Source organism: Candidatus Hinthialibacter antarcticus (assembly GCA_030765645.1).
Classification (GTDB): Bacteria; Hinthialibacterota; Hinthialibacteria; order Hinthialibacterales; family Hinthialibacteraceae; genus Hinthialibacter; species Hinthialibacter antarcticus.
On the sequence record JAVCCE010000003.1, the window covers coordinates 1 to 12,562 of the forward strand.

General features: G+C 52.0%; 9 protein-coding genes. 1 reads left to right on the forward strand and 8 read right to left on the reverse strand.

Annotated features, from left to right (window positions below; all coding sequences use genetic code 11):
* Positions 1–274: 274 nt before the first annotated feature.
* From P9L94_00630 to P9L94_00650, 5 genes are all read right to left on the reverse strand, one after another.
* On the reverse strand, positions 275–1,060 hold the full coding sequence (locus P9L94_00630) for an NIPSNAP family protein (GenBank protein MDP8242555.1): 786 nt from the start codon (positions 1,058–1,060) through the stop codon (positions 275–277).
* Between the two features lie 162 nt (positions 1,061–1,222).
* Positions 1,223–1,492, reverse strand: a complete 270-nt coding sequence (locus P9L94_00635; GenBank protein ID MDP8242556.1) for a hypothetical protein — start codon at positions 1,490–1,492, stop codon at positions 1,223–1,225.
* Between the two features lie 312 nt (positions 1,493–1,804).
* Entirely contained in the window at positions 1,805–4,954 is a 3,150-nt protein-coding gene (locus P9L94_00640) for a hypothetical protein (GenBank protein ID MDP8242557.1), read from the reverse strand.
* A 62-nt stretch (positions 4,955–5,016) separates the two neighbouring features.
* Complete coding sequence (gene larA, locus P9L94_00645) at positions 5,017–6,330, reverse strand: nickel-dependent lactate racemase (protein ID MDP8242558.1); 1,314 nt, start codon at positions 6,328–6,330, stop codon at positions 5,017–5,019.
* 31 nt (positions 6,331–6,361) lie between these two features.
* The gene (locus P9L94_00650; GenBank protein ID MDP8242559.1) at positions 6,362–7,708 is read right to left on the reverse strand and encodes a formylglycine-generating enzyme family protein; all 1,347 of its coding nucleotides are present in this window, start codon (positions 7,706–7,708) and stop codon (positions 6,362–6,364) included.
* Between the two features lie 212 nt (positions 7,709–7,920).
* On the opposite strand from P9L94_00650, the gene P9L94_00655 reads away from it, so the two are divergent.
* Positions 7,921–9,231: a Gfo/Idh/MocA family oxidoreductase gene (locus P9L94_00655; GenBank protein MDP8242560.1), complete on the forward strand. Its 1,311-nt coding sequence runs from the start codon at positions 7,921–7,923 to the stop codon at positions 9,229–9,231.
* 203 nt (positions 9,232–9,434) lie between these two features.
* Here P9L94_00655 and P9L94_00660 read toward each other — a convergent pair whose 3' ends face one another.
* The 3 genes from P9L94_00660 to P9L94_00670 all read right to left on the reverse strand — a co-directional run bounded on the left by P9L94_00660 (position 9,435) and on the right by P9L94_00670 (position 12,535).
* Positions 9,435–10,952, reverse strand: coding sequence for an alpha-L-fucosidase (locus P9L94_00660; GenBank protein ID MDP8242561.1), 1,518 nt, complete (start codon positions 10,950–10,952; stop codon positions 9,435–9,437).
* Between the two features lie 54 nt (positions 10,953–11,006).
* Positions 11,007–11,516, reverse strand: a complete 510-nt coding sequence (locus P9L94_00665; GenBank protein ID MDP8242562.1) for a hypothetical protein — start codon at positions 11,514–11,516, stop codon at positions 11,007–11,009.
* Between the two features lie 95 nt (positions 11,517–11,611).
* Complete coding sequence (locus P9L94_00670; GenBank protein ID MDP8242563.1) at positions 11,612–12,535, reverse strand: carbohydrate kinase; 924 nt, start codon at positions 12,533–12,535, stop codon at positions 11,612–11,614.
* Positions 12,536–12,562 lie beyond the last annotated feature (27 nt).

Sequence of the window (12,562 nt, forward strand, 5' to 3'; positions counted from 1 at the left end):
ACATTGGCTTCAGTGCGGGCTTTCAGGCCCTTATGCACAGGCGCTCCCAGAGTTGCACCCATGCCTATATTTGGTTTATCAATTTTTGATATGCAGGAATAGGTTTTTTTAACCTAAATCATGTCCATCCATCAATGTAGGTACTCACTTGTCGGATGAACCGTTATTGTTTTTGATCGAGGATGCTTAATAAAGACGAGGGGTATTCTTATCAATAAAAAAAGAGGCGCTGGTTAGTGCGCCTCTTTTTGGAAAGATTAATGATGAGTTTGGTTTAGATTTGCGAACAAGCCATTGGTTTTAAGTTAATATTGGTGATGTTGCTGAGGATTTTATTGTCGGCGTATTTTTCGATGCTTTTCAGTTTTTTCCAGCCTTCGCTGCCGCCGAATGTTTTCCAATTGGCTTTTTGTTCTTCTTCGTCCTTGAAGGTCAGCATGTAAGTCAGGTTGGGGATTTTGCCGCCGATCAGCGCTTCGCCGAAGAAAACCGGGTGCAATCCGGTTTCACGGAAAACGTCGATCTCGCCAATGTTAAACATTTCGATTTTAGTTTGTCCTGTTTTGACGCTGGGGCTTTCATAGATGCGTAATTGAAAGACGCGATCTTCATCGGCGGAGATTGGCGTCTCAAGCGTTGGCATGCCATCGAAAGCGGCGAAGAAGCTGCTTTCTACCCGCGTATAAGCCGGGTCGGTTGCGGGAGCATTCAAAAACGCATCGCCTTTTTTAAGGAACGCGTCATCGGCGAGTAATTTCTGATTGACCGTCGTCGCTGCTTCGAGGGATTTATGGCGCAGGAAGACGTAAACCGGGCCGATACCTTCACGCAGTTCAAATGCGCCAACGGGTTTGACGCCCTGGCGGTTCAATGCAGGGATCATGGCGTCTTTGAGAAACGCGGCAAGCCCGGCTTTTTGTTCTTCTGTTTCCAGTTGATATTCTCGCAGTTCAAAATAGTCGCGACCGCTGGCTGCTGCGGCTGTTTTTCCCGTCGAAATCGCTGCGATTGACGCGGCGCCGATGGCGCTGGACTGTTTGAGAAAAGATCGTCGTTCCATGAGGTTCCCATCCTTTATATATGATGATAGGAAATCATAAAGCATTTATGCGGCTTTGGGAATTGCTGATGACGGATGGAGGAAGCAGGGAATGGAAAACAAAAAAACGGGATTGACGTAACGCCAACCCCGTTTTTTTGCCGACTCTGGAAAATACGGTAGTTACTGCATCCGCGGCATCCGCGCGAACCATGACAGCATGGTTTCCGCCGACGCCATAATCTTTGAATCCCGTTGAAACGAAAATGCTTCTGCGTTTTCAGAATTCGCTGAATTTTGATGGGCCGGTTCAAAGGCCGCCGCTAACAAGGCGTCGACTTCTTCTTCCGGCATTTCACCATACGCGCGATGATCGTAGCGCAAAAAACAGCTGGGGCAGATTACGGATGAGGACGGAGAGCCGCAATGCTTGCACTCGCAGGTCTTGGACATGATCGAGCACCTCAATTGCCATAAATATCGCCTCAACCGAAACCCTGCAAATAAAGGAGAGAATAACCGCGTCCACACATGATTCATGGCTGGCTACACCTGCTTTTATACAAAAATAATTATGACTGCCTAATCGTTATCGGAGTTGCAGTCAAAACCTTAACCAAATTCTATTATTTATTCGGTATGAGTCGTTTGTATTTGAAATCCATTGGGGCCGTCTTGCGTCCACATGCACGTCATGCCCGGCCAAAGTTGCGGATTTTTTGGGCGGCGGCGGTGAGCGCTGCGCTTTGTTTGGGTTGATCGGGTTTATTCCGTTTCTCGTTCTGTATCCGGTCTGTATGGTTCAATGACGATGATGGCGACGTCTTTTGGATGAAGGCTGCCGGAAATGTCTACGCCGTCTTCGGTTTGGGCGGCGCTGAAATCATCCATCCCCCATTCGCACAAAGCCTTGGCTTTGGGGGCGGCGAAGGAGAACAAGCGTCCTGAGGCGGTGTCAGCGGTATTGTTGAAAAGCGTAATCACATGTTTTTCATGGGTCGAAAAGCGGTTGGCGTACACGCCGGGGCGCAGTGTGGGCAATAACGGTTCGACATTCTGAGATGAAAACGCATCCTGATGTTTGCGGATGATGGGATAAACATCTTGTACAAACTGGCGGAACTCAGGGCTGTACCAGCTGCGCGGGCGGCCTTTGAGCCACATCCCTACGCCTTGGAAGACGCAGAGTTTCGCCCGTTCCGGGTTCAATAAATGGGCGTGGATACTGGGATGGATTTTCTCGATGACGCGCATCTGAGGTTGCGAAAAACGTAAAGTGTTGATTGGGATTTGGGTCGGGTAAGCGCCGCCCGCCAGCGCATACGACAAGGCGCCGTCAAGATGAAGCGTTGAAATGTCCGACGGTGCGCGTTCGGCGTATAGGGCGCGGTCAGATGTTTTGTTTAACTCGTTGTAGGTTTCCTGCAGCAAGGCGTTTTCACCGGGCAGGGTTTCTAGCGGGCCAAGCCCGATGCGGTCAAAGTACAACGCATTGCCATGAAGCGTTTGTATCCGTCTTGCGTAGGCATGGGCGGCAAACTGGCGCCATGGTCCAAAATTCGGGTTCATTTGTTTTTCGGATGCGTACTTTAACGTAGCATCATCATTCTTGTACCCTAGGAGTAAATAAGCTGAAGACTCAAATCCCGTAAGCGGCGCGAACGGATCGGCGACCAGTGAGACATGGACGCTTTGTGATTTCATTTCTTCCATATTGCGGCGTAAGTTGATCTCGCTGCCAAGTGAGAGTTTATTGGGATCGCCTGTGATCGGGGATTGTAGGTAGGAGGTCGAGTTGAGTTTCTGTTGCATCCACCCCGCCAGTTCGATCATGTCGACGCCGCCAAATTCGCGCTTGAGTTCCTCTAACAGCGGCGCAAAGTGATACGCGTTCATCGCTGGAGAAAAAGTCAATCCCGAACCGCGATAGGGATAGTCGCGCCAACATAAAAACACATTGCCAATCGGGTTGCTTCGCGTTGTTATGGGTTTCAAAGAAACAAGCCAGTCGCGATGAGCGGCGAGCGGCGTTCTCCAGTCGCCTCCGTGAATTTGCACGCGCGTCGGCGATGATTCAAACCATTCGCCGCCTTGTATGAGCAATGGCTTTTCAAACCCATCGTTCGGTTGCTCCAAGCCGTATTCAACGCCCATGCGCGAGCCGGATTTTTCTTTCAACAGTCGAAATTGTTTTGGAACCAACATCTGATCGCGAGTTTGAATGGACAGCCCGCATTGATAGTCGTCGGAATATAAATCCATCCACTGCTGAGGCATCTGGCCTGAATGCGGCGCGCTGATTCGCGTCTCGCCGCGCGCCCATGTAATGCGCTCGGTCGGGAGGAAGTGAATGTCCTTGCTCGCGTCGTTGTGGATGCTGAGCGATTGCAGGGCGGGAAACAAAACCCGCAACGGAACGGGCGCGCCGCCGATGTTTTCGATGCGCAATCGCATCTCACAAGCATCGCTCGCCGTCGGCGCAAAAAATAATTTTGCCGCCAAGGGTAAGGCCGGGTCGATATTGTTCAGCGTTAGCGATACGGTGGCGCCGTCAAGTTCATAATTCGCGAGCCGCCAACTGTCGTCAGGAACGCGAAGCCCGTTCGAGATGACGGAGAACAAGGGCGAAGAGTTTTGTAAAAACTCGCGATTGTTGGGGACGTATTTGAGCGATGAAATCGAAAAGGCGTCCTGGGTTTCAAATGTGATTTGATAATGCTGATTGGCGATGGTCAACTGTTTTTGTGGAGTCATCGAAACTTGCGGGGCGCTCGCTTCGGTCGTAGACGCGATGGGCAGCGTTTGGATGATGTCCGGCTTTTGGATGTAGGCCATGCTCGACTCGCCGGGGTTCAGCGTCGCTGCTGCAAGATAAATTTGTCCAAACGGCATGGCGTCGCGAAGGACGATTTTTTGCAGCGTTTTGTCTGGATTAACGGGGACATGATAAATCGACCACAAATCATTCGCAATTTCATGTTTGAACGTCGATAACGAATACGGCATTGAGCGTTCAATGGCGCCGTCGGCGTATCGTTTTTCAATGACCAGCCAATCGGGCGAGCGGATGGCGTCGCGCGGTGAGAATCCCTCATGTAATTCTTTGCCAATCAAATGTGCGCTCATCAACAAAAACAAATCGCTGCCGCTGGCGTTCACTTCGATGGGAGCGTCTTCGCTGAGCGCCAGGCTGGTTGCTGCGACGCGTCGGTCGGGCGCGAGTTCGAATAACTTGCCTGAGATGGAATAGCCGCGCAGCTGCAGCGGCGCGTCTGTCGCCGAGGGGGTAATATCACCCAATTTGTAAGGCGATGGCGGCAGCGCGAGATAGTTCCACCCCGGCGGAGGCGTGGTTTCATCGGGCGCCTGGAAGGTGAATTCTTTTAATAGCGGCTCATCGCCGATGGTTGGGTTTGTAATGTCAAGTTGATGCAAAGTAAACGTGAGCGGTGAACTTCCGCTCTTAATCGTAATATGAATCTGGTCGACGGGCAGATGTTGGTAGTATTTGAGTATTTGTTGTTGACCGATTGATTCACCGGTTTTGGAGCCTGGCTGAAACGATATAACCGATGGGGCGGCAGCCGCTATCATTGGAGCATTTTGGTTCGGAAGAAGCCGCACATCCACTGAACAATTCGCGTCCTGAGAGTCGACGCGATACTGCGTGTTTGCGACCGGGAACCAATCGGGCCAGATGGGCGTGGTGGTGAGAAGCCAGCTGCTTTTCTGGTTGGGCGGGACGCGAAAAACGAAAGCCCCGTATTGCAGCTGTACGCTGCCTTCACCGGATTGAAGCCGGATATCGCTGGTTTCCACATTACGCAACGACCAGCCAACCATGGCGGGATGGTCGTCCGCATGGGCGGAAATAATGAATAAAGCAAAAAAGAATGCGATGCAGGTTCGGTTCATGATATACGTCCAACGATTGAGATGCGCCGGGCGTTATCATAGCATAAGCAGGCCGCTTGCGGCTAAGCCGACGCCGTCTGCCATGAATATAATCCCTTGACGTCTTGCGTCTGTTTGGGCATGACGTACGGCCCTTCGGGGATCACCATCACGCGGGCGTTGGCGCCGTGGCGTTCGAGCGCCTGGTCGAGGCCGTTTTGCACCGACGCAATGGGTTGTACCAAAAAGTCGCGCAGGTCGCCGTCGCTGATGCCTTCGGTGTAATACAGCAGTTCGCAACGGTGCAACCCATTGACCAATTCTTGAATCATCCATTGATCTTTGGCGACGTAGTTCGGCTCCATCACGACCTTGTAGTATTCCATCGGGTCTTGCAGGCGCCGCAGCAAGTCTTCAAATTCGCGGCTGCCGCAGCCTTCTTCATTTTTGGCGGCAAGAATGATGGCGCCGCCCGGTTTGACCGCTTCGAGTGCGGCGACGAAGCCTTTGATCGCCTGGTAGAGCGTCTTGTCGAGCGGATAGCCGCCGCTGGATGTAACCACGATGTCTACTGGCTCGTCAATCGAAACCATCGTCGCTTGCGCGGAATGGGCGCATGCCGCTTCGTGAGCGGCTTCGAGTTCGCCCGCAAACACGCCGGTGACGTTGCGGTGTTCATCGAGAGTGACATTCAGAATAAAATCGACGCCCGCCTGGCGCGCGACTTTGACGGCGGCTTCGTGAAACGGGTTGCCCTCTAACTTACCGTTGCAAACCTCGTCCTTTTGTAACATGCGGTAGCCGTGCATGTGCTTCATGGTTTCCAGCGAGGCGATGCCGGGCAATACGGCCTTGCGTCCGCCTGAGAAACCTGCCATCAGGTGTAGCTCAACCAGCCCTGTGAGAATTTTCAGGTCGGCTTCGAGATAATGTTTGTCGATGTATACGGGGATATCGCCGTTGACGACGCCGATGTACTCGTTGGCGTCGGGGTCTTCGGAGTAATGGTTTTCGACGCGGTAATGATTGGCGATGTCTTCGCCGACGAGTTCAACTAATTCGTCGCCCAAGTTGGGACGATGGATTCCCGTGGCGATGAGGATGCAGATTTTTTCACGGGAAACGCCTGCTGCTTCTAAGGTTTCTAAAAGCGGCGGCAGTATAACTTTATTGGGAACCGGGCGTGTGATGTCGGAAATAACGATAACCGCCGATTCACGCCCCTGGGCGATTTCGCTGAGCGGTTTGGATTGGATGGGCGATTGAAGCGAGTCGCATACTGCCGCGTCTGTATCGGTGATCGGCGCCGCTTCGCGCATGTGGATGACGCTCGCCAAATTCTGGTCGGGAACGTCTACTTCTACGCCTTCTTTTCCATACGCTAAACGAATCTTCATCTGGTTCTCTCCGGTTTTATTGGTGACGAAATTATAACTCTCTTACCACGCGCAATCCAAGAATGAAACTGCGAATCGTGGGCGCGGGCGACTCGCGCTGGGCGGAACGGCAAAAATCTGCGTTGCTTGCCCAACCGCCGCCGCGCACTACGCGGCCTGACCCGCTGGCGGGACCGGTTGGGTCAGCTTGCGGCCCGGCGGGATAATCGCCGTACCAGTCGCTGCACCATTCCCATACATTGCCGCTCATGTCATAGAGGCCGAACGCGTTGGCGGATTTCAGGCCGACTTCGTGGGTCGCGTTGCTCGCGTTTACAATTTGCCAAGCATTGTCGTCAATCGCAGTTTGGGTTGGGTCGTCGCCCCACGAATAGCGGGTGGACGTTTCCGCGCGGCTGGCGTATTCCCACTCGGCTTCGGTGGGGAGGCGGAAGCGGCCAATGCCCAAAGCGTTTAGTTCATCAATGAACGCCTGAGCGTCATTCCATGAGATCGACTCAACCGGATGGTTGGGGTTGCCGTTGAAATTCGACGGATTATAGCCCATCACCGCTTGCCATTGCGCCTGAGTAACTTCGTACTTACTCATAAAAAATGGTTTTGAAATCGTAACGGCGCGTTGCGGGCTTTCGTCGTCGTCGCGGCCTGATTCGTCATCGGGGCTTCCCATCAAAAACGTACCAGACGAGATGAAGTTCAGTTCCAGCGGCTTTTCACCAGTGGTGATGTTGAGCGGCACAACAATCGGGGGGATGGCTGAAATCGCGATTGGGCTTGGGTCGTTCTCATCGCTATCGAGGAATTGGGCGTTATAGAATTTTTCTGGATCAAGCAGGATGACTTCAAAATTATCAATATACGCATTGACGGCAGCGCTTGCACTGCGGTTCACGACCTGAATGATGGCTTGGAAGCCAAGTCCCGGCGGGATAAAGAACGTGGTCAGGCGACGGTATTGTCCGACAAAGTAACTGGTGTTGTTGGGTGCGTTGGTCGAAAGAAACCGCGCATCGTCAAGGCCAAGCGAGGCGAGTGTGATTTCCGCGCCGGGCGCATCCGTACGCACGCTGCACCGCACGATGGCGGCGTTGGTGGTGTTGATAGGCTGGGTCAGCAGCATGACGCCCTCGCCGGGGTCAGCGGTCACGATGGCGCCGCGTCCGTCGGTGGCTTTATCGAAGGCGTTGTCGGTCGGGACGGGGCCATACGAAACGTCCGCCAGGTTGATGGCGGCGAAACCCGCGCCCTGGATGATGACGCTGTTTTCTTCGTTTGTATCGCCGTTAAATTCATGGACAATGGCCTGAGACTGGACCGGGGCCGTAAGAACCATCCCAGCTAATAATAAGAACCCAAGACGAAACATCGAACGACGCATGGATATAATCCTCCAACTATTTTTCTAACATTACGGTTATGCCCCCAAAGGGTAACCGTATACATGATATCTTAATGCTTGAATGTTGTCAGTCCAATCTTTACATTGGCGGGCCATTTTGGGCGACGAATTTTTTTATTCAGAATCCACCTATATAATATGGAACCGTTTTGGAACAATATGCGTTGGAAAGAAGCTCTGGGAGGATTTAGATGAATGTAGAACAGAATGAATCAAGGCGTTCCTTTTTGCGAAAGAGCGGAATGGGCGCTGCTGTGGTTGCTGTAGGGCCGATTGCGAAAAGCGCGTCATCCGCCAACGATGTGATCGGCGTCGGGTGTATCGGCCTGGGCGTACGCGGCGGGACGCTCAACCGACTGGTTGTCCGCAACGAAGGCGTGAAGGTGGTTGCGCTGTGCGATGTGTATCAACCTCATGTCGAAAAAGGCGTTCGCCAAAGCAATAATCCTGATGTCAAAACTTACATCGACTATCAGGACTTACTCGCAGATAAAAACGTCGATGCGGTTGTGATCGCGGTTCCAGACCATTGGCATTCGCGCATGTTGATCGACGCCGCCAATGCAGGCAAAGACGTATACATCGAAAAAGGTTGGACGCGCACCATCGACGAAGCGAAGGCCATGCGTGAGGCCGTCAAAAAAAATAACATCATCATGCAACTCGGTCACCAGAGCCGAGGTCAAGCGGCGGGCGTCCAGGCGGCGGAACTGATTCGCGACGGCGTCATCGGCCCGGTAACAATGGTTCGCACCGGGCGAATGGAAAACCGCCCTGTCGGCACCAACTTCTGGCGCTGGTACGGCTGGTATGACAACTATGAGCGCCCCGATCCAAAACAGGTCGTGAAGGAACTCGATTGGGAACGCTGGCTTGGCCCGGTCGGAAAACGCCCCTTTAACGAAGAACATTTCTGGCACTGGCGCTGTTATTGGGACTTCGGCACCGGCATCGCGGGCGATCTCTTGTCGCATGAAATTGACTTTGTCCATTCCGTCTTGCAGCACGGCATCCCCGATTCATGCGTGACGATGGGGATCAATGCGTTCAACAATGACGGCAGGGACGTGCCGGACACCTGGACATCGATATTCAATTTTGAAGAAGCCAAGCGGCAAGTCACATTTGAATGCAGCATGAACACCCGCGAGCGAACGGTCACGCCGACGTTTCATGGCAAGCACGGCGTCTTGGAATTTGACCAGATCGCGCAATCGGTCAGCGATTTTGCGGTGTACCCTGACCGGGGTACGCAGAAATATCAGAAGGCATTTGAAGAAGGAAAACTCAAGGGCGGGGAGCCGATGCTGAGGTTTGATCCTGACAAAACCCAAACGCCGACCCACATGGAGGATTTTTTCAATTGCGTCCGGTCGCGTAAGAAAACGAAATGCCATGAAGACGAAGCCTTTGTTGAAGCGGCGACGCTGGTGATGTCGGTCAAGGCGTTGCGTGAAAAACGTGAAGTTCAGTGGGACCGAAACAAAGAAGAGGTCGTTTAATTTTTCGCCATGATTGTATGAACAAGGGCGCTGATGTTTAGGCGCCCTTTCTTGTGATGATTCCTCATTCTTTGATAAAAAAAATCACATCAAGAGTTAATGTGAATCAATTTCAATCGTCGCTTAAATCCCCCCGGCGCTTGCCGCGCCACCCCCCTTATTAAGGGGGGCAGGGGGGATTCAATTTCCCTCCCCACATTTATTTAATACTTCGCTTGTTTGTATAAACCCAATTCGCTGATTAGCGGCAGGCCGCGCGATTTTTTGACCGTAAGGCGGATCGCGTCGCTTGTGGTTTCTTCAATGCGGAACAAGCGCTTATAGCCGATGGTTGTTCCTTCCGCAACGGTTTTCCATTCGTCGTTCACTTTGGCTTCGACGGTGAATTCGGCGATGCGCTGCCCCATCGAAATGGGTTCCTGCAATAAAATTACGTCGAAGGTTTGTGGTTTGTTCAAGCCAATTTCCAGAGGCGCGAATGCGTATTCATCTTTCGGCGCCCAGTAGGTGTCGTTGTTTCCGTCAAACAATTGAGGTGGATTCTGATCGCCCTGGTGTTGAGTCCCTGGATAGGAAAACGGGGCTTGAATGAGATTGGTTGCAAAGGTCTCTTTGACGTACGCGCCAAATTGCATCAAGCGCCATACGTCGTTTTCATGGAACAGGCCGCGGCGGTCGGGCGGAATGTTCAGCAGCAAGACGGTGTTACGCCCGATGGATTGATAATAAATATCAATCAAGTGGTCCATGCTTTTGACTTGCTCGTCTTCTTTTTCATGATAAAACCAACCGGGACGTATTGAGACATCGGTTTCGGCTGGATACCAGATCAACGGCGCTTGCCCCTGGTCGGGTGAATCAGCAAGATGGTTGAACGCCACGTCGTCGCGGTTTTTGCCTGCGTCTTTCAAGTAAGTCACATCGCCTGCGACGACGGTCTCGTTGAATTGAACTTTAGGGTCGTTGAGCGCTTTGGGCGTCGAGACGCGGACGCTCCATTCCGTTTCAGCCGCAACGCCGGATTCATTACCGACCCAGCGAACGTCCGGCCCCATGATGGCGATTAAGGCTTGTGGCTGTAATTTTCGGATCAGCGAATAATACGCCTGAAAGTCATAGACCTGACGTTTGCCGTTGGGGCCTTCGCCGTTGGCGCCGTCGAACCACACTTCCGCAATGGCGCCGTAGTTGGTCAGCAACTCAGTCAGTTGGTCTAAAAAATATTGGTTGTAGACCGGCGAGTCGCCGTAGTCCGGGTTGTTGCGGTCCCAGGGCGAGAGATAAACGCCGAATTTGAGACCGTGTTTTTTACATGCCGCCGCCACTTCTGCGACGATGTCGCCCTGGCCGTTTTTCCACGGGCTGTTTTTGACGGAATGTTCCGTATACTTGCTGGGCCACAGGCAGAAGCCGTCGTGATGTTTGCAGGTGAGGATGATGAGTTTTCCACCAGCGGCTTTGACGGCGCGCGCCCATTGTTCTGCGTCGAATTGAGTTGGATTAAAGATTTGCGGGTCTTCGCTGCCGTCGCCCCATTCGCGGTCGGTGAAGGTGTTGACGCCGAAGTGGGCGAAGAACACCAGTTCCATTTCCTGCCACATTTTTTGTTTTTGCATCGGGACAGGGCCTATCGGGTTGATCTGAGCGCTTGCTGTGAATGAAGCGAAGCAAGCAATGAGAATGAAAATGGCGAGACATTGGCGAAGGAAGGAAAGACGCATAGCAACCTCTCATTTTTTCGTTTTCAGTTTTTAAAATCATAAAGGAAAAACAGATTAATCGTCAGGCGAGTCGTGCATTTTACGTTTCATAATGGCGTCGATCTTAGGGCCGATTTTGGGTGGAACGTGGAAATGGAATTTCTTGCCTGTACGCAAGGTGAGAAATACTTCCTGCTTTTCGCGATGATATTGTTTCATCGTGTCCCAGGGGATCAGGTCGCATTTATAGAGGAACCATTTTCGGCTGAGGGCGTAAATTCCGTTCTCGCGAATTTCCAACGGAAACGCCGCGACCATAAAAAATGTAAGAAACGCAATGATGAACAACGTAATCGTTATGTCTTCCGTCAGCGTGATAACAAACCATGTGACCAATACGATAAATAAGACCGTCATCGTTGAGATGGGATTAAAAAACATATAGCGAATTAAGCGCTTGCCGCCAATGCGGTCGCGATTTAAGCGGTCAGCCAGAATTAAGAAGCCAATTAACAATAAGAGAATTGAAAATTCACCAATAAAACTATAGATTGCGTCAGATGCAGCCCAGTGTGATTCCATCATTGCGCTCCCCAGACTTGTGCGAATATTATAGTGAATGTAAGCCACAAAAGAATACGAGCGTGTATAAATTGTGATGAGGACAGGCTCTGTTGTTATTAGGGTTGATCTGCCAATCGTTGCTGTGGGTTTTGAATGAACGCTTCAATTTCATCGGGGGATATGGGCGAGGTCGCGCCTGCTTGCGTAGCGACCATGGCGCCCAGCGCGTTGCCCCAGACGCAGCATTCATCCAGAGGGGCCTGATTCAACCACTTCGCCATGAAGGCGGCGGTGAAGGCGTCGCCTGATCCGCAGGGATCGACTAAGTTGACTTGAAAACCCGGCTCGTAAACGCTCTCGCCCTGGCGGTTGCGCGCATAGGCGCCTTTGTCGCCTTTGGTGATGACGCAGGCATCTAATGAGAAACTCGTCAGTAGAGACTCTGCAATGGCGGGCAGTGAATCGCCTTTAAGCGGCAGCATATCGCGCAGCATCCAGGCTTCGTCTTCATTGATCTTCATCATCTGCGCTTGCTTTAATGAGTTTATAATTATTTCTTGGGTGTAACAGTTTTTGCGAAGATTGATGTCACATAATTTGACGGCGCCGTCTGCGGCGTTGAGTAAACTGTTTAGCGTGTTGCGTGATGGTTCGGATCGTTGCGCCAGGGTCCCAAAACAGATGCAGTCGGCATTGCGAATTGCGTCCAGCGTGGTTTCATTGATCTGAATGAAATCATAGGCGACCTCAGGGACGATGAAATAATCGGGTTGATTGTTTTCATCCAGGGTTATATTGACCGTACCCGTAGGATGGCTGTCATCCCACTGGACGCACAAATCCGGCACACCTAGTTCAAGAATGCGTTGGTGCGCTTGCTTGCCTAGTTCGTCGCGGCCCAGACGGCTAATCATGGCGGCGTTCATTCCGAGTGAATGGGCGCGATAACAAAAATTAAACGGAGCGCCGCCCAATTGCGGCCCGCCAGGCAGCAGGTCCCATAACACTTCGCCGAATGCAACGATGTTTCTTGGATTCATTGTTGTTGTCATAAAAAAAGATTATAA